18 protein-coding genes and 1 other RNA gene are annotated in these 16,535 nt (G+C 62.8%); 10 read left to right on the top strand and 9 right to left on the bottom strand.

Going from position 1 to position 16,535, the window contains the following annotated elements:
* Positions 1-23: 23 nt before the first annotated feature.
* Both dapE and EPJ54_RS15285 read left to right on the top strand, forming a co-directional pair.
* On the top strand, positions 24-1,169 hold the full coding sequence (dapE, locus tag EPJ54_RS15290; RefSeq protein ID WP_135212595.1) for a succinyl-diaminopimelate desuccinylase: 1,146 nt from the start codon (positions 24-26) through the stop codon (positions 1,167-1,169).
* Positions 1,166-1,555, top strand: a complete 390-nt coding sequence (locus EPJ54_RS15285) for a VOC family protein (protein ID WP_135212594.1) — start codon at positions 1,166-1,168, stop codon at positions 1,553-1,555. The genes dapE and EPJ54_RS15285 overlap by 4 nt, the downstream gene beginning before the upstream one ends.
* On the opposite strand, the gene truA is transcribed toward EPJ54_RS15285, so the two are convergent.
* From truA to def, 4 genes are read right to left on the bottom strand one after another with little or no spacing between them, the layout of a single operon-like run.
* Positions 1,549-2,283, bottom strand: a complete 735-nt coding sequence (gene truA / locus EPJ54_RS15280) for a tRNA pseudouridine(38-40) synthase TruA (RefSeq protein ID WP_135212593.1) — start codon at positions 2,281-2,283, stop codon at positions 1,549-1,551. The genes EPJ54_RS15285 and truA overlap by 7 nt on opposite strands.
* Before the next feature lie 60 nt (positions 2,284-2,343).
* Positions 2,344-2,916, bottom strand: a complete 573-nt coding sequence (locus EPJ54_RS15275; protein ID WP_135212592.1) for a hypothetical protein — start codon at positions 2,914-2,916, stop codon at positions 2,344-2,346.
* A 58-nt stretch (positions 2,917-2,974) separates the two neighbouring features.
* Complete coding sequence (gene fmt, locus EPJ54_RS15270; RefSeq protein ID WP_135212591.1) at positions 2,975-3,895, bottom strand: methionyl-tRNA formyltransferase; 921 nt, start codon at positions 3,893-3,895, stop codon at positions 2,975-2,977.
* A gap of 30 nt (positions 3,896-3,925) precedes the next feature.
* A complete protein-coding gene (def, locus tag EPJ54_RS15265) occupies positions 3,926-4,438 on the bottom strand; it encodes a peptide deformylase (RefSeq protein WP_135212714.1) in 513 nt (170 codons plus the stop codon).
* A gap of 179 nt (positions 4,439-4,617) precedes the next feature.
* Here def and EPJ54_RS15260 point away from each other — a divergent pair, with 179 nt between their 5' ends.
* Positions 4,618-5,121 (top strand): hypothetical protein, encoded by a 504-nt coding sequence (locus EPJ54_RS15260; protein WP_135212590.1) that lies wholly within the window; start codon positions 4,618-4,620, stop codon positions 5,119-5,121.
* On the opposite strand, the gene EPJ54_RS15255 is transcribed toward EPJ54_RS15260, so the two are convergent.
* Complete coding sequence (locus EPJ54_RS15255) at positions 5,118-5,441, bottom strand: hypothetical protein (protein ID WP_135212589.1); 324 nt, start codon at positions 5,439-5,441, stop codon at positions 5,118-5,120. The genes EPJ54_RS15260 and EPJ54_RS15255 overlap by 4 nt on opposite strands.
* Positions 5,442-5,557: 116 nt before the next feature.
* On the opposite strand from EPJ54_RS15255, the gene ffs reads away from it, so the two are divergent.
* Both ffs and EPJ54_RS15245 read left to right on the top strand, forming a co-directional pair.
* Positions 5,558-5,655, top strand: an RNA gene (gene ffs / locus EPJ54_RS15250) — signal recognition particle sRNA small type.
* A gap of 136 nt (positions 5,656-5,791) precedes the next feature.
* Entirely contained in the window at positions 5,792-6,880 is a 1,089-nt protein-coding gene (locus EPJ54_RS15245; RefSeq protein ID WP_135212588.1) for an acyltransferase family protein, read from the top strand.
* Here the strand turns inward: EPJ54_RS15245 and EPJ54_RS15240 are convergent.
* Positions 6,877-7,710, bottom strand: coding sequence for an alpha/beta fold hydrolase (locus EPJ54_RS15240; RefSeq protein ID WP_135212587.1), 834 nt, complete (start codon positions 7,708-7,710; stop codon positions 6,877-6,879). The two genes, EPJ54_RS15245 and EPJ54_RS15240, sit on opposite strands and share 4 nt — an antisense overlap.
* A gap of 79 nt (positions 7,711-7,789) precedes the next feature.
* Positions 7,790-9,127: a tetratricopeptide repeat protein gene (locus EPJ54_RS15235; RefSeq protein ID WP_135212586.1), complete on the bottom strand. Its 1,338-nt coding sequence runs from the start codon at positions 9,125-9,127 to the stop codon at positions 7,790-7,792.
* Between the two features lie 408 nt (positions 9,128-9,535).
* Here EPJ54_RS15235 and EPJ54_RS15230 point away from each other — a divergent pair, with 408 nt between their 5' ends.
* Positions 9,536-10,156, top strand: coding sequence for a TetR/AcrR family transcriptional regulator (locus EPJ54_RS15230; RefSeq protein ID WP_135212713.1), 621 nt, complete (start codon positions 9,536-9,538; stop codon positions 10,154-10,156).
* 19 nt (positions 10,157-10,175) lie between these two features.
* On the top strand, positions 10,176-10,784 hold the full coding sequence (locus tag EPJ54_RS15225) for a TetR/AcrR family transcriptional regulator (RefSeq protein ID WP_135212712.1): 609 nt from the start codon (positions 10,176-10,178) through the stop codon (positions 10,782-10,784).
* Here the strand turns inward: EPJ54_RS15225 and EPJ54_RS15220 are convergent.
* Positions 10,781-12,190: a sensor histidine kinase gene (locus EPJ54_RS15220; RefSeq protein ID WP_135212585.1), complete on the bottom strand. Its 1,410-nt coding sequence runs from the start codon at positions 12,188-12,190 to the stop codon at positions 10,781-10,783. The genes EPJ54_RS15225 and EPJ54_RS15220 overlap by 4 nt on opposite strands.
* A 139-nt stretch (positions 12,191-12,329) precedes the next feature.
* Between EPJ54_RS15220 and EPJ54_RS15215 the strand changes: the two genes are divergently transcribed.
* Complete coding sequence (locus EPJ54_RS15215; protein WP_135212584.1) at positions 12,330-14,075, top strand: DNA polymerase III subunit gamma/tau; 1,746 nt, start codon at positions 12,330-12,332, stop codon at positions 14,073-14,075.
* Entirely contained in the window at positions 14,072-14,395 is a 324-nt protein-coding gene (locus tag EPJ54_RS15210) for a YbaB/EbfC family nucleoid-associated protein (protein ID WP_135212583.1), read from the top strand. The genes EPJ54_RS15215 and EPJ54_RS15210 overlap by 4 nt, the downstream gene beginning before the upstream one ends.
* Positions 14,396-14,434: 39 nt before the next feature.
* On the opposite strand, the gene EPJ54_RS15205 is transcribed toward EPJ54_RS15210, so the two are convergent.
* Entirely contained in the window at positions 14,435-15,340 is a 906-nt protein-coding gene (locus tag EPJ54_RS15205) for a ferritin family protein (RefSeq protein ID WP_135212582.1), read from the bottom strand.
* Between the two features lie 114 nt (positions 15,341-15,454).
* Here EPJ54_RS15205 and EPJ54_RS15200 point away from each other — a divergent pair, with 114 nt between their 5' ends.
* On the top strand, positions 15,455-16,477 hold the full coding sequence (locus EPJ54_RS15200) for a GlxA family transcriptional regulator (RefSeq protein ID WP_135212581.1): 1,023 nt from the start codon (positions 15,455-15,457) through the stop codon (positions 16,475-16,477).
* The last annotated feature ends 58 nt before the right edge of the window (positions 16,478-16,535 follow it).

Here is a 16,535-nt window from a genome sequence, read left to right as displayed (position 1 = left end):
CGCGAACACTCTAAAGCATTCACATGGACGCCCGCACTCTTACCGATCCGATCCCGCTCGCCCAAGCCCTAATGCGTTGCGCTTCCGTGACGCCGATCGAGGCGGGCGCGATGGATGTGGCGGAACAGGCGCTCGCGAAGCTTGGCTTTCGCACACGCCGCATGCAATTCGGCGCCGTCGACAATCTCTATGCGCGTCTAGGCACTGCGCAGCCGAACTTCTGCTTCGCCGGCCACCTCGATGTCGTGCCGCCCGGCGAAGGCTGGGCGAGCGATCCATTCGCCGCCGAAATTCGCAACGGCAATCTTTACGGCCGCGGCGCCACCGACATGAAAACCGCGATCGCCGCCATGATCGCCGCCACCGAAACTTATCTGAACAGGAATGGCGCGCCGAAGGGCTCGATCTCCTTCCTGCTCACCTGCGACGAAGAAGGCCCCGCCGTCGATGGCACTAAGGCCGTGCTCGAAGCGCTCGCCGCCGAAGGCGAGAAGCTTGATCATTGCGTCGTTGGCGAACCCACGAGCGAAGAGCGCGTCGGCGACGTCATCAAGAACGGCCGACGCGGCAGCCTCAATGTCGTGATCACGATCGAAGGCAAGCAGGGGCACGTCGCCTATCCGCAGCGCGCCGTGAACCCCGTGACGGCTTTGATTGAGGCCTGCGCTGCGTTGAAGGCGCGCCGCTTGGACGAAGGCGCCCCCGGTTTCGATCCGTCGAACCTAGAAGTCACCAGCATTGATGTCGGCAATGCGGCGCACAATGTGATCCCGCAGCGCGCCAGCGCCAAGCTCAATATCCGCTTCAACACCAATCACACAGGCGAAGCCCTGTTCGCCTGGATCAAGGAAACGGTCGACGCGGCAGCCGCCCGCATTGGCGCGAAGGCCAGCTTCGTCATCGCCTCGCAAAGCGTGCCCTTCTATACCGACCCCGGTGATTTCACCACGATGCTAGTTGATTCCGTACGCGAGAGCTTCGCCATCGTGCCTGCGCTCACGACGACGGGCGGCACCTCGGACGCGCGCTATATCCGCAATTACGCGCAAGTTGCCGAGCTCGGTCTGCGCAACGCCACCGCGCATATGGTCGATGAGCATTGCGCTGTCGAAGACGTGCGCACTTTGGCGCGTTGCTATGAGGCGGTGCTGCGCCGGTACTTCGCATGAGCGCTTCGCTTGGCATGCTGAGCTTGCTCGTCCGCGACTACGACGAGGCGATCGCTTACTACACGCAAAAGCTCGGCTTCACGCTCATTGAAGACACACGCATGAGCGAGACCAAGCGCTGGGTTATCGTAGCGCCCTCCGAAAATGATGGCGCGCGCCTGCTTCTGGCGAAAGCCGGCAACGATACGCAGCAAGCCTTTATCGGCAATCAAACCGGCGGCCGCGTGTTTCTGTTTCTCTACGTCTTGGATTTCGACGCTACGTATGCGCGCTATCGCGGCGCCGGCGTGCACTTCATTGAGACGCCGCGCCAAGAGCAATACGGCAAAGTCATCGTGTTCGAAGATCTCTACGGCAATCGCTGGGATATGATCGAACGTCAGTAATCGACGCGCGCCAGATACAGCCCATCCGGCGGCGCCACCGGCCCGCATTGCGCCCGATCCGCCGCCGCCAGCACGCGCGCCACATCGTCGGCGCTCATTCTGCCGACGCCGACCTCGATCAACGTGCCGACCATTGAGCGCACTTGGCGATGCAGGAAGCTCTGCGCCTCGAACCAGAAATCCACCTCTTCGCCGTCGCGCGTCACTTCCGCGACGTCGAGTGTTTTCACCGGTGACTTGGCCTGGCACTGGGTATCGCGAAACGTCGTAAAATCGTGCCGCCCAATCAGCCGTTCAGCAGCGGCCTGCATGGCGTCCACATCCAACGCACGCGGCACACGCCAGGATTGGCCGCGTTCAAACGTCAGCGGCGCGCGGCGATTGGTGACGCGATAGCGATAGGCGCGCAGCTTCGCATCGAAGCGCGCATGAAAATCCGGCGCCGCCTCTTCCGCTTCAAGAATTGAAATCGGATGCGGACGCAGATGCGCATTCAACGCGTCCGGCAAACGCCCCGCCTCAAATGGCTTCTCGATATCGACGTGCGCGACTTGCGCATACGCGTGCACGCCAGCGTCGGTGCGCCCTGCGCCAATCACGTCGGCGCGCGCGCCGGTCAGGCTCTCAACCGCATCCTCAAGCGCACCCTGCACGCTCGGCCCATCCGCCAAACGCTGCCAGCCCTGAAATGGGCCGCCGTCATATTCGATGGTCAGCTTGAAACGCATGTTTGAGGCAATGGGCAGTGGGACTTGGGCAGTGGGATTCCAATCCCTACCGCCTAGCGCCTACTGCCTTCCGTATTCTAACATCGGACACGCGCGCGCGCCTTCGGCGCCCGGCGCGCCGCCCGTCAGCCCGAGCACTTTCATGGCGCCGTCGCCGGGGCCCGAGGGCTCCCACACGATCACGAAAGCCGGCGCGTCAGCGCCGCACACGCCCTGGCCGCTCGACGGCTTGGTCTCTTGCGTCACGCGATAGACGAGCACTTGCGGCTCTTCGACGGGAATGTTCAGCAGCGCGCGCAGCGTCTGACCGCCGACCTGCGTCGCCGGCGAAACGGCGCCGTTAATTTCGGCTTCGAGCACCAGATCGTTTGCGCCGCGCAGCGTCAGAATTTCGCGCGGCTCGGCATTTTCTTGCGCAGCGTCGGGCATGCGCATCGCGAGCGAGACGGTCAGTTCACCGGTCGCGCTCCGCGCTGCATCGTTCGATGCGCCAAACACGCGCGACGGCTCGCTTTCCGGCGCCGGCGCGTCGAGCGACGGCGCGTCAGAACCACCAGCTTCACCCGTCGCCGCCTGTTGGTCACACCCAGCCAACACCAGCGCCAAAGCCACAAGAGCGATGCGAACACGCATGAATTACCCTCCGCTGCGCGGAAACTTAGCCGGCAGCCTGCATTGCTTCAATGCAGCTTTATGACAGCTTGGAACCGACAGGAACGGGTTGTCCCCGCAAAAACGCCTCAGTTTCGAGCGGCGCCCGGCCTTCGCGCTGCACCTTGAGCAAACGCACCGCACCGTCGCCACACGCAATCAGGAGCGTGTCGTCCAAAGCTTCACCTGGCGCGCCCTTTCCTATTCCGAGACGCGAATGCAGCACCTTCATGCGCGCGCCCTTCAGTTCGAACCAGGCGCCAGGCGTCGGTGAGAGGCCGCGGATCATGCAATCGATCTCGCGCGCGGGCCTCGTCCAATCGATGCGCGTCTCGGCGGGTGTGATCTTGTGCGCGTACGTGACGCCACTCTCGGTTTGTGGCCTTTCTACAGCTTCTCCACGCTCCACCTTCTCGAGCGTGTCGACCAAAAGTCGCGCGCCAAGTCCCGCCAATCTATCGTGCAAAGTCGAGGTATTGTCCTCGAATTCTATCGGCGTTTCGGCGGTCGCCAGAACGGGTCCGGTGTCGAGCCCTTCTTCCATGCGCATAACCTGAACGCCTGTCACACGATCGCCCGCCATGATCGCGCGCTGGATGGGCGCCGCACCGCGCCAACGTGGCAGCAACGAGCCGTGCAAATTGAACGCGCCCACGCGCGGCGAATCGAGGATCGCCTTCGGCAAAATTAGCCCATACGCGACGACGATCGCGGCATCGAGCTTCAACGCGGCGAACGCTTCTTGCTCTTCCGCACGCTTCAGACTCTTCGGCGTACGCACCTCAAGCCCGCGCTCCGCCGCGAACGCATGCACCGGTGTCGGTCGCTCCTGCTTGCCGCGGCCTGCAGGGCGCGGCGGCTGCGAGTAAACGCACGCGATCTCATGCCCAGCCTCGATCAAGGCGGCCAAGGCCGGCAGCGCAAAAGCGGGCGAACCCATGAAGGCGAGGCGAAGCGTCATGCGTTCCTCATGCACGACGACGGGGCGGGATTAAAGCGCGCGGCGCTGCTTCTTCAATTTGTTAAGCGCCTTCTCGCGCTTCAGGCGCGAGAGGTGGTCGATAAAGAGCACACCTTCGAGGTGATCCATCTCGTGCTGGATGCACACCGCGTAGAGGCCTTCGGCGTCTTCTTCGATCTGCTTGCCGTTATAATCCATGTAACGGATCTTCACGTGACGCGGACGCTCCACATCATCGTAATAGTCCGGCACCGAGAGGCAGCCTTCCTCATAAGGCACGACCTCTTCCGACGCCCACAGGATTTCCGGGTTCACGAAATAGCGCGGCGCTTTCGGCTCGTCCTCGCGCGCGAGGTCCATCACAATAATACGCAGCGGCTCGCCGATCTGGATCGCGGCCAGACCAATGCCCGGCGCATCGTACATCGTCTCCAGCATGTCATCCATGAGGCGGCGATGCGCATCCGTCACCGGCCCTTCCACCGGAACGGATTTCTGCTTCAGGCGCGGGTCGGGCGCGACGAGAATGGGGCGAATGGCCATGCCTTGCAGGTATGAAGAGCCGAGCGCGACGTCAAGCAAACGCTCCGTCACGGGACAGGAACTGGCAGCCAATACCGGCCTGGATTGGCTCTGATTTCCCCCAGAGAGCCCCGGGCCAGCCATTTTCCCCCATTTTGCAAACGGTTGCGCGCCCCTTCGGCCGGCTTCACCGTTCGCGCATGAATTCTGACCAACTTTATCGCCTCTCTGGCGTGGCCGCCGTCACGGGCGGTGCGCTGCGCATTGTCTCCGCCTTCCCGATCGTGACCGACCCGATCCAACAGCAATGGCTGTGGGCGGCGATCGACATCTTCCTCACGCTCGGCCTCGTCGGCATTTACGTGTCGCGCGCTAACAACCTCGGCTTCCTCGGGCTAGCAAGCTTTGTCATCGCCATGGCAGCGCTCTCGTTTATCGGCGGGCCAGATGCCGACCCCTTCGGTTTCAGCACCTATGAGCAAGGCGCGGCAACGCTCGTCATCGCGCTGCTGGGCCTTAGTCTGGCGTGGCTGCGCGCGCGGGAGAAGCCGATCGCCGCGCCGGCATGTTGGTTTGGTACGGCCTTAGCCGCAGGCGTGCTCGGCATGTTGCCAGCACCGCTTCCGAACTACGCGTTCCTGGTCGCGGGTGTTCTCTTCGGCGCAGGCTTCGTGTTCGCGGGACTGCCGCTGCTGAAGCGTTAGTTGGTGCGCAAGTCGCGCCTGCTCGCCAGCACGCGCTCGCGCGCCAGAATCTGCCGATCCGGCGCGATCAAGCGGCGATCGTTCTCCGCCGCCAGATCGGATGCGGCCGGCGCGTCACCGGGCTCGAGACCGGGGATATCCACCGAAACGATGTTGCCCCGCGCGTCGCGCTCCACATTGGCGACGCGGCCCAAAACGGCGCCGTCATGGCCGCGCACTTCCATGCCAAGCGGCGAATCCGGGAACTGCTCGCGCATTTGCTGCGCACCAGCCAAGGACGGCAGGGTCAGGGCGAGGGCAAAGGCAAGGGTTCGCAGCATTGGCGTGTCCGCGCCTGAAGCGCGGCCTCTCCGTTGTGGTTGGACGGAGAGAAAACGCCGCACACCTAGGTCAGTTCCGGCCTTGCGCCGGTTCCTCCGAGCAGCGATATGAGCCCCGCAGGCAGGCGGCGGACGGCCGCCCCGCCAACCCGGTCAGGTCCGGAAGGAAGCAGCCGTAACGGGTTGCGTACGGGTCGTCGTCCTGTCTGCACTTTCCCCTAAACGACAAATGACCGCCACACGCTGACGAATGGCGCACGTTGCGGCGAGCCGCGTGAACGCCGCGACGAGCGCTCGCGACGTAAAGCGCAACCGCGCGCAAGCTTCACGCTCCATCAGGGGAGGCGGCGATGGGCTTGATACGCGTGGCGTTGGCGATGGCGGTGGTGCTTTCGCACTTGCCGCTGGTGAGTACGAAATTTCTGAGCGGCGGCTTGGCGGTGCAAGCCTTTTTCATCGTCTCGGGCTTCTACATGGCGCTCGTGCTCGACGGAAAATACAAGGACGTCGGCCTCTTCTATTCCAATCGGTTGCTGCGCCTCTTGCCGAGCTATTTCATTATCGTGGCGCTGACCATGATCGCGGTGTTCGGCTTCAATGCGAGCGCCACACTCTCCCCCGATCTGTTGGAAACGATGTTCAAGAATCCGATCACTGCCTTTGTGATGGTCGTTGAGAACATCGTGATGGTCGGCCAGGAAATGCTGTTCTGGTTCTCGATCGATCCGAACGGCGCGATGGTGTGGGACAGGCGCGGACCGCTTCCGGACGATACCACGATCGTCGCCTGGCAAGGGCTTTTCGTGCCGCAAGCATGGAGCCTCTCGATGGAGCTCATGTTCTACGCGCTGGCGCCGTTCCTTGCCCGCGCCGGATGGAAATGGATCGCCGCGATATGCGCCGCCAGCATTGGGTTGCGCCTCGCTGGCGCCTACATCGACGTCGAATATCTGCTCTGGCAGGGCCGATTCTTTCCGACCGCGCTCTTCCTCTTCTTGCTCGGCATGCTGGCGCATAAAGCGCTGCCGCTCGCCGCGAGACTGCCCAAAGCCGTGGGCTGGGTCACTGCCGCAGCCGTGCTTGCCTTCATCGTGCTCTTCCCACTCCTGGGCTGGACGCACGTGACATGGCGCTGGGCGGTTTATGCGATCTTCGCCATCACGACGCCCTTCGTATTCAACGCATTCAAGGATGTCGCGTGGGATCGCTGGATCGGCGACCTTTCCTATCCGATCTATATGACGCAGCTCCTCGTCATCGGTTGGGTGCTGACGAAGGAGCCGCCATTCGGCGCATGGATCGCCATTGGCGGAACGATCGCGCTTTCCGTGTTGTTGCTGCTGCTTGTGGATCACCCGATCGATTGCTGGCGTCAGAGGCGTGCGCAGAAACGCAACGAGAGGAGCGCCGCCGAAGCAGCGCTCCCCGATGCGGCTTAGGACGCCGTCCGCGCGTAGAGCCGCGGCTCGTCGATATCGGTGACGAAGGCGCGCAGGCACGCGGCGGTGTCGGCGGTGCGCTCCCAATGCGGGGCGTGGCCGGCGCCGCTGAGCGTGATGAGGCGCGAGCCGCGCAGCGCGCGCCGCAACGCATGTTGATCCGCGCGCGGGACAAACGCATCTTTATCGCCCCAAATCAGCATCGACGGCGCACCGACCCAGCCCGCATCCGCCAATGGATCGTGCGCCGCCATCGCCCGCGCCGCGCCTTTCCAGGCGCGCACCGGGCAGCGCATGCTTTCGTTGCTGACAAACTCGATGAAGCCTTGCGACATAGGCGCTGCCATCGTGCTGGCTTGGAAACTGCGCACGAATATGGGGTCGATCTGATCGCCAAAGCCTTCCACTAGGTCGAAAAGCTCAACCGCACCTGGATTGGCGCTGAAGCTGGCGAAGCCGCTCAGCAACGCTAAGCCCGCCACTCGATCCGGGCGATCCGCCGCCACACGCAGCGCGACGGCCGCGCCCATCGAATGGCCGACGAGCACGGCGCGCTCGATCTCTAACGCGTCCAGCAACGCCGTCACATCGCCGGCGAAATCATCCATCGCGTAGTCGCTCTGCGGCTTGTCCGAATGGCCATGCCCTCGTTGGGTCACGGCGATCACGCGCCAGGCGCGGGGCAAAAGCGGCCGCACCAGGTCGAACGAGCGGTGCGTGTCGGAATAGCCGTGCAGCATCACCACAGCGATGCCGTCACGGGAGCCCTGCTCGACATAGGCCAAGCGCAAACCATTGTTCAGGCGCACGAAGGCGCAATCCGAAATCATCGGATCAATCTCCAGATCAAAATGAAGAACCGGCGGCAAGCGTGGGGCAGGAATTAAGGGCGCCCGCCGCCGGTTCGGATCAAGCTGCGCGCTCTTTTGCGCTCAGCTGCCGGGCTTGGCGCGCAAGGCGCCCGGCCCAAGGACTTTGCGGCTTGTGCGCCAGGCGCTCCGCCGCGATGGCTTCCGCCGTCGAAGCAAACCCGCCGCGCAGCGCCGCGTGCAGCGCCGTGAGCGTCAGCACGTCGCGCTGCGCGTGGCTGCCGCCGAAGCGTTGGGCGATGCCGCGCGTGGCCATGATCTTGTCCACGCACTCGCCGTAACGACCGGCTTCGAACGCGATGAACGCCTCCGCCAACGGCAGACCGACTTTGCGCGTCATGTACGCATTGTCGCCTCCGTCAGCCGCGGCCGCGCGCATGGCTTTCAATGTCCGCTCCGCGTCGATGGCGCGGCCGGCGCCGAGGAAGGCCATGATCGCGTGCAAATCGTTGAAGGCGTAGATCGTGTCCTCGCCCGCGCGCTGCCAACACGCCGCGAGCTTGTCGAAACGATCGCCGACATCGACGCCTTCGAGATGCAGCCGCCAAAGCATGGCCGAGGCGTCGATCCATTCAAGGATCACTTGAGCTTCGGTGTCGGGACGGACCTTCTCATCGAAAAGCTTCAGCACTTTGGCAATGTCGCCCTGGTCGAGATAGAGTAGGCCGAGATGCCACCAATTGTGATAGGCAAAGCCGCTCTCCGGCGCCCAATGCTGCGCATTGTCGGCGAGCCACGGAATGCCAGCTTCGAGATCGCCGCGCATTTCGTTGACGTGCGCCACGGCGTGCACGGCCCAACCATCACGCGGATCAGCCGCTACAGCTTGGCGGCCATAGATGTCGGCGCGCGCGTAGTCGCCGCATTCTTCAAGGCCAAAGGCGGCCATGCCCAATAGGTAGGAATAGCCATCCTCGCCGCTGGTGAAGGCGCGCATCGCCTGCAACGGCCAATCGCGCAGTTCACTTTGCATGCCCAGGAAGAAGCAGCCGACATGCGCGTATTGCAGCGCCAGCAAATCGCGCGGATTTTCTTGGGCGATGCGGGCCAGGCGCATCGTGCCGTCATTGTAACGGCCTTCCGCCCAATCCTGCGCCGCCTTCAGATGCAGCCGTTCGCGATCGTTGAGATTGGCCGCCGCACCGGCACGGATGCTCTTGGCCGCCTCTTCGGCGTAGGCCTTATCCGTCTGCTGCACGAGCAGCCCAGCGCGGGCGGCCCAGGCGCCGCCGAAATCGGGGTCGGCGGCGATGGCGTCATCCAGCGCCGCGATCGGGTCGCCGCGATAGAGGCGGATGAGATCGAGCGCCTCGTTATACTTGGCCATCGCGGCCTCTGACTTGGTCGAAGCAGAATTGCCGTAGCGATCTTTCAACATGGGTTTTCTCCAATTCGGTGTGGCCGCGCCGGGGGGGCGTTTGGCGAAGACGTTCAGGTCAAGCGAAGGATTGGGTGAGGCCGATCAGGTCTTGGCCAAGCAGCGCAAACGCCGCGTGCCAGAACACAACGATCGAAACCAAAAGCGTGAAGCCGCGTGACATTGTCCCTTTCCTTCGTTTCATGCCCAAACACTTGGCGTTGGGATGACGAGAGGTGTATCTGCGCGCCGCCGTGCTCGATAGAAAACTCGTGGTGCGGCGCCTGCACTTTCTAAAAAACGCTGAAAAATAGCGACGTTACGCGCGTCACAGGCTTTGCAGCGGCGGTTTCGCTAATGACGAACGCGTGAGAAGTGCACCGCTGGTACAGTACTTATGGTACGGTTTTGAATATGGGCGTGAAGGTTTTGAGCAAAGGCGAGGCGACGCGGGAGCGGCTGCTGGATCTGGCGGAGGCGGCCGTCCTGCAGAAGGGCTTCGCCGCGACCACGATTGAGGAATTGATCGCCGCCGCCGGCATGACCAAGAGTGGCTTCTTCTATCATTTCCGCGACAAGAACGAACTCGCTCAGGCGCTGCTACGTCGCTACATCCAGCGCCACAATGACATCATCGACGACATGTTTGTGCGCTCGGCCGAACTCACAGACGATCCCCTGCATGGCTTCCTCATCGGCCTCAAATTCTTTGCCGATATGTTGGCCGATCTGCCCAACACGCATCCAGGCTGCATCGTGGCGTCGTTCTGCTATCAGGATCAGCAATTCAATCGCGACATTCGCGACCTGAACGCAGACGGCATTCGCGCGTGGCGTGCACGCATCCTGTCGCGCCTGCAAGACGTCGCCAAGCGTTACCCGCCGCGAGCGGGCGTCGAAATTGAAGCGCTGGCCGATATGTGTACGGCGATCGTTGAGGGCGGCATCATCCTCAGTCGCACGCTCGACGAGAAAGCAATGCTCGCACGCCAAGTCATGGCGTATCGCAATTATGTGAAACTCGCGTTCGAAGCGCGGGTGGAGGCTTGAGATGGTTCAGGTTCAAGCACTGAGCAAAGGCGAACAAACCCGCGAACGTCTGCTCGACATCGCGCAGGACGCGGTGCTGCACAAAGGGTTCGCGGGCACCTCGCTCGATGAAATCATTTGCGAAGCCGGCATCACCAAGAGCGGCTTCTTCTATCACTTCCGCGACAAGAACGATCTCGCGAAGGCGTTGTTGCAGCGTTATCTCGACAACGAATGGCGCGTCTTTGACGACCTCTTCCGCCAAGCCGAAGAGCTCAGCGACGATCCGCTGCACAGCTTCCTCATCTTCTTGAAGCTGTTCGCCGACCTGATGAGCGACATCCCCAACGGTCATCCCGGCTGCTTGGTCGCCTCCTACGTCTATCAGGACTATCTGTTCAGCCAGGAAGTCCGCCGCATGACGACGGAGGGGCATCGCATCTGGCGCACGCGCTTCCGCGAGCGGCTGGACCGCATCGCCGCGCGCTATCCGCCAAAGATCGAAGTCGACCTCAACGACATGGCTGACATGCTCTCGGCAGTGGCGGACGGCGGCATCATTCTGGGCAAATCGCTCGCAGAGCCTGCCGTGCTCTCACGCCAGATCATGCAATATCGCGCGTACGTGAAACTGGTGTTCGGCGGTTAAGCCGCTTGCTGTGCCGTCATGGGCGTTGAGCGCAGATAGAGCGTGAAGGTGGAGCCTTTGCCGGGCTCGCTCTCGGCGACCACATTGCCGCCCATCGCCCGGGCCAAGCGGCGCGTGATGACAAGGCCGAGGCCCGCGCCGTCATGGTTGCGGGTCTTAGTGTTGTCGACCTGAACGAACGGTTGGAACAGGCGCTTCAAATCATCGGGCGCGATGCCTTTGCCCGTGTCGCGCACATGGATCGCCACGCCCGGCGCGCCATCGATACGACACGGCCTCGCCTCGACGCTGATTTCGCCATCATGCGTGAACTTCGCTGCGTTCGACATCAGGTTCAGCACGCATTGGCGCACGCGCGTTTGATCGGCATGGATGGTGGTTACGGCTGGCGCGAGCTTTACGCTGATGCGCGTGTTTTGCTTCTCGGCCGTGAGCCGTACATCGTCTGCAGCGGCGTTGAGCAGCGCGGCGAGGTCGAAATCTTCCGGCGAAAGCTCCATCTTGCCCGCTTCGATGCGCGAGAAATCAAGCACCTCGGTGATCATGGCCAGCAAATGGTTCGCCGCGTTGCGAATACGTGCAAGGTCGGCGGCGCTGCGCTCGGTTTCACCGCTCTCCAAATCCTCTTGCACGATCTCCGCATAACCGATCACGGCGTTGAGCGGCGTGCGCAGCTCGTGGCTCATATTGGCGAGGAATACTGACTTGGCGCGATTGGCGGCTTGGGCGCGCCGTGTCGCCACGGCCAACTGCGCCGTGCGCTCCTCGACGCGCAGCTCCAATTCTTCGGCGGCCTGCTCAATCCTGAATTGCGCCGCCATCAAATCGCGGAAGCTGCCAGCATTGGCGCGCGCCATGACGAGCGCATTGCCGCCAAGCAACGCCGCAAGCGCGGCGCCCAAGAGCGCTTGCTCGCCGCCCAAGGCGTACCCGTTCGCCACCAGCGCCAGAATGACCGGCGGCGAGGTGAAAAAGATCATGCGTGGCGTCATCACGTGCAGCGAGGTGCAGATCATCAACGCCCCGGCCGAGAACATGAGTCCGATCAGCGGCGCAGGCTGCGGCGCGAAAGCGAGCACAGCGTAGGGTGTCACGTAAGCCGCCGTTATCAACGCAAGCACAAAGGTGTGGCCGGCGAAGACGCCGCGCAGCGCCTTGTCGTCCAAACTCTCCAGCCGCGCCGAAAGGCGCGTGAACGCACGCTGCGCGAAATGATCGGCTGTCAAACCGACGACGCCGCCGATCGCGCACGGAACCCACCAAAGGCCGGGCACCATGAGCCCAACAAGCAGCGGCACCACGGCCACGGACGCATAGCGCGTGAGCCCATGCCCGGCCCACGCCAGCTCAACGAAGCGGCGGATCGTCATGACCCAGATGCGTCGATTTTCGCTTGTCGCGCCCAAGCTTTCCTCCGGGTCTTTGCGCCCTTAGGGCAACCCGGAAGGCGCTTCGCTAAACAAAAGGTGTAGATTTACCGTAGCCGCGCCTTCGCTTAGGCCGGGGCGGGGTCGCATTTCTGGCGAAACCCCCTAGGTTTCGAGCGTGAGCGAATCCCAATCCCCCGGCCTTTTCGGCGACGATACGAGCGGCGCTGGCTATGTCGTTCTGGCCCGAAAATATCGGCCGAAGACCTTCGAAGACCTGATCGGTCAGGAGGCGATGGTGCGCACCATCGCCAATTCGTTCGCGCTTGGCCGCATTCCGCACGCGACGATGCTGACCGGCGTGCGCGGCGTCGGCAAAACCACGACAGCCCGCCTGCTAGCGCGCGCGCTGAATTACAAGCGCGGCGACATTGATCACCCCAGCGTCGAACTCGATCCGCCGGGCGAGCATTGCCAGGCCATCATGGAGAGCCGCCATCCCGACGTGTTCGAGATGGACGCCGCCTCCCGCACCGGCATCAACGACATTCGCGAAATTCTGGACAGCGTTCGCTACGCGCCCGTCATGGCGCGCTACAAGATCTACATCATCGACGAAGTGCACATGCTCTCAACGGCCGCGTTCAACGGCCTTTTGAAGACATTGGAAGAACCGCCGCCGCACGTGAAATTCATGTTCGCGACGACGGAAATCCGCAAAGTGCCCGTCACCGTGCTCTCGCGTTGCCAACGCTTTGATCTGAAGCGCATCGATAGCGAGCGGCTGGCCACCCACCTCGGCAAGATCTGCGCCAAGGAAGGCGTGAAGGTCGATTCGGACGGCATCGCGCTGATCGCCCGCGCCGCCGAAGGCTCCGCCCGAGATGGCCTTTCGCTCCTGGACCAAGCGTTGGTGCAAAAGCCGGGTGAAACAGTCAGCGCGGCGGACGTGCGCGACATGCTCGGCCTCGCCGATCGCGCTCGCGTGCTCGATCTTTTCGACGCCATCTCCAAGGGCGACGCTAAAACCGCAATCACTGAAGCGCGCAGCCAATACGACAGCGGCGCTGATCCAACGCTCATCCTGCGCGATCTGCTCGACATCGGCCACGAGGCCGCCCGCGCCCAAGCGCTCGGCGCTGACGCGCGCATCATTGGCGGCGCTGATTGGGTCGGGCGCGTGCGCGGCCTCGCCGAAAAGCTGTCGCCCGCGCAGCTTTCGCGCATATGGCAGATGCTGCTGAAGGCGCTCGAAGAAGCCAGCAAAGCGCCCGATCCGATCGCCGCCGTCGAAATGGCGATGGTCCGCATTTGCGCCGCGCAATCGCTGCCGCCGCCTGAAGAAGCCGCGCGCTTACTCAGAGACGGACCGACGGCTTCCAGCCGGCCTTCGGCGCCGCCTTCCCGCGAACCGCTGCACGACACACCGACCGTCAACAAGGCGCCACCGCCGCCGTCTGCGCCAACACATCGCCTCCAAACCTTCGAAGATTTGCTCCGCGCCGTTTCCGATGCGCGCATGATCGAGCTCGAAATCCAACTCGACCGCATGAAAGTGGTCCAATATTCGCCCACAGGCGACCTCGTGTTCGTGTCGGCGCCCGACCAGCCACGCGACCTCATCCGCCAGATCAAAGATTTTCTCGAAGAGATCACCGAAATCGAATGGCGCGTGCGCGGAGTGGAAAGCACCAACGCGTCCGTCGAAAGCCTTGCCGAACGCCGCCTGCGCGAACGCCAACGCGCGATGGAAGAATTGAAGCGCCAGCCCTTCATCGCCGAGGCATTGAAGCATTTCCCCGGTGCTGAAATCACCGCCGTGCGCCAACCGCAGGAAGAAACCAGCGGTGGCGACGTCGTGCAGATGCCGTCTCAGAACAAGACCGCGCCCTCCCCGGCGCGCAAGAAGGAAGCCGACCGATGAAAGACATCTCGCAGATCATGCGCCAAGCGCAGCAGATGCAGGCCAAGATCAACGAGGCGCAGAAGAAGCTTGAGGCCATGGAAGTCGAAGGCACAGCCGGCGGCGGCATGGTGAAACTGCGCATCTCCGGCAAGAACGCCCTGCTCGGCATCGCGATCGATCCTTCGCTCATGGTCGCCGACGAACGCGAAATCCTCGAAGACCTGATCAAAGCCGCCCACGACGACGCGCGCCGGAAGCTCGAGACAGCGCAGAATGATGAGATGAAGGGCCTAAGCGGCGGCCTGGGAATTCTGCCCGGCTTTAAGATGCCGTTCTGAGACTGACGGCGCCGAAACGCCGCCAGCCCACAAGACAAATCAGCAGAACATCGCCGACGCCTCTTCGACACGCGCCCGCGCGGAGCCGCCGAGCTCACCCAACGCAGCTAGAAAGTTCTTGTTGCGCATGGCGGAGCCGAGGAACGTCCAGCGCAACGCTTGATGCTGGACGCTCAGAAACTCCGCCTTTTGATCGGCGTTGAGCGCACGCCCCGTCGCGCGTTCGAAGCTCGCCAGATCAAGCTCCGCCAAGCTGCGCAGACCGCCATCGAGAAACCCGCCGATCTCAAAATATTCGTCGATCGCGCGTTCGATCTGCGCTGCCGTCGCGTTGCGCGCCAATTCCTTCAACAGCAACGCATCGAGCCGCGCGTGCTGCGATTCCTCCTGCCAATGATGCTTCAGCAGGCTTTTGAATTGCGGATCGAGATCGCCGTCGTCGCGCACGCTCTCGACGTAATGCGCTTGCGACATCCACTCGATGCCAAGCGTCGCGATCGCCACCGACATTTCGCTATGCGCCAAAACCGCGTCGCGGATAGCTTCCGGCGGACCGAGAAAACTGCTTTCGGTGCCGAAGCCGTCCCGGAATTCAATCAAGAAGCGCCGAAATAATTCCATGTGCTTCACTTCTTCGCTCGCGAATTGCTGCAAGGCCGGCGCGCGATACGGCGTGCCGTCATCATGCGCGATCGCTGTGTTCACGAATGGCAGAATGAAGCCTTCGACCAGCGCGAACATGGCCAGATAGCCGTGCGCGCGAATGTGATTAAGCGTCAGCCGCTCGCGATCCGAGAGAAACGACAGCGCTTGCGTGCGCGCGAACGCCTCCGGCAAAAACGGCTTGCTGAAATCGAGCCTTTTGTCGCCGCCGATAATGTCGTCAATCCGCCAATTCACGCGCTTCGAGACGTCGAGCAGCGTTTGATAATTATGGTGTTGCACCTAAGCGCCTCCTTGCGTCCAACCCGCGACAGAGACATGCGCCGCCCAGAGAACAATCTGGAGTGGCGGAACACCCTTGATAGAGGCAAAATGGACAAGAGTGGAGATTGATTGGTGCAGCGGCCGATCCAAATCGCGATCCTGGCGACGCCGGAGGTCGAGCCCTGGGTGGCGCTCGGCATCCATGATGCGTTCTGGGCGGTGGGCGTGCTGTGGAACCGCGTCATGGGCGAGCCGGAAGCGCCAGCGTTCGCGCCACAAATCGTCTCCACCGATGGCGCAATGATGCAGACCAGCACCGGCGTGAACATCAACCCACAGGGCACGCTCGCCTCACTGCCGCGCCCAGACATCATCTTCGTGCCGTCGATCCTGATTGCCTCCGGCGCCGAGTTCGGCCGCAACAATCCCGAAGTGCTGCGCTGGTTGCGCGATGCGCACGCGAACGGCTCGCGCGTGGTCTCCTCTTGCACCGGCTCATTCGCGCTCGCCGCAGCCGGGCTGCTCGATGGACGCGAAGCGACAACGCATTGGGCGTTCGTTGATCCGATGCGGAAGGAATATCCGCAAATCAAGGTGCGCGGCGATCGCATCATCGTCACCGCCGACGACGACGGCAGCATTGTCTCCGCTGGCGGCGCGACGTCGTGGACGGATCTCGTACTCTATCTCGTCGGGCGTTTTGTAAGCCAAGAAGAAGCGCGACGACTAGCGAAGATGTCGCTCTTCGATTGGCATCACCAGGGGCAGAACCCGTACGCGCGGCTCGTCACCAAACCCCAGCGCGACGACGCCGCGATCCATGCCGTGCAAGAATGGGCGGCGCAGAATTACGCTGAGCCCGACATCGTCTCCGCAATGACAGCCCGCGCGCAGCTCACGGAGAAAACCTTCGCCCGCCGCTTCAGGGCCGCCACAGGCTTTGCCCCACTGGAATACGTGCAGCGCCTGCGCATCGAGGAGAGCAAGCAAATGCTCGAAACCAGCGACAGCCCGATCGAGGCGATCGGCGAGCAGGTCGGCTACATGGACGCCGCTTCGTTCCGGCGCTTGTTCAAGCGCTATGTCGGCGAATCACCTGCCGAGTATCGCCGCCGCTGCGCGGTGCCGGATCATGTCCGAAAACTGCCGACTTAGCTGAAGATGCGGCCTGGAAGCCCCTCGCGCCAACGCGTCGGGATCGTTATTTGTGAGC

It is taken from the genome of Vitreimonas flagellata, assembly GCF_004634425.1.
Lineage (GTDB): Bacteria > Pseudomonadota > Alphaproteobacteria > Caulobacterales > Aquidulcibacteraceae > Vitreimonas > Vitreimonas flagellata.
Note: the sequence above shows the minus strand (reverse complement) of the source record. Positions and strands in the feature narration are given on the sequence as shown.

Excerpts from the sequence above, each read along its gene's own strand:
- dapE (WP_135212595.1), top strand. The coding sequence starts at position 24 with ATGGACGCCCGCACTCTTACCGATCCGATCCCGCTCGCCCAAGCCCTA.
- EPJ54_RS15285 (WP_135212594.1), top strand. The coding sequence starts at position 1,166 with ATGAGCGCTTCGCTTGGCATGCTGAGCTTGCTCGTCCGCGACTACGAC.
- truA (WP_135212593.1), bottom strand. The coding sequence starts at position 2,283 with ATGCGTTTCAAGCTGACCATCGAATATGACGGCGGCCCATTTCAGGGC.
- EPJ54_RS15275 (WP_135212592.1), bottom strand. The coding sequence starts at position 2,916 with ATGCGTGTTCGCATCGCTCTTGTGGCTTTGGCGCTGGTGTTGGCTGGG.
- fmt (WP_135212591.1), bottom strand. The coding sequence starts at position 3,895 with ATGACGCTTCGCCTCGCCTTCATGGGTTCGCCCGCTTTTGCGCTGCCG.
- def (WP_135212714.1), bottom strand. The coding sequence starts at position 4,438 with ATGGCCATTCGCCCCATTCTCGTCGCGCCCGACCCGCGCCTGAAGCAG.
- EPJ54_RS15260 (WP_135212590.1), top strand. The coding sequence starts at position 4,618 with ATGAATTCTGACCAACTTTATCGCCTCTCTGGCGTGGCCGCCGTCACG.
- EPJ54_RS15255 (WP_135212589.1), bottom strand. The coding sequence starts at position 5,441 with ATGCTGCGAACCCTTGCCTTTGCCCTCGCCCTGACCCTGCCGTCCTTG.
- EPJ54_RS15245 (WP_135212588.1), top strand. The coding sequence starts at position 5,792 with ATGGGCTTGATACGCGTGGCGTTGGCGATGGCGGTGGTGCTTTCGCAC.
- EPJ54_RS15240 (WP_135212587.1), bottom strand. The coding sequence starts at position 7,710 with ATGATTTCGGATTGCGCCTTCGTGCGCCTGAACAATGGTTTGCGCTTG.
- EPJ54_RS15235 (WP_135212586.1), bottom strand. The coding sequence starts at position 9,127 with ATGTTGAAAGATCGCTACGGCAATTCTGCTTCGACCAAGTCAGAGGCC.
- EPJ54_RS15210 (WP_135212583.1), top strand. The coding sequence starts at position 14,072 with ATGAAAGACATCTCGCAGATCATGCGCCAAGCGCAGCAGATGCAGGCC.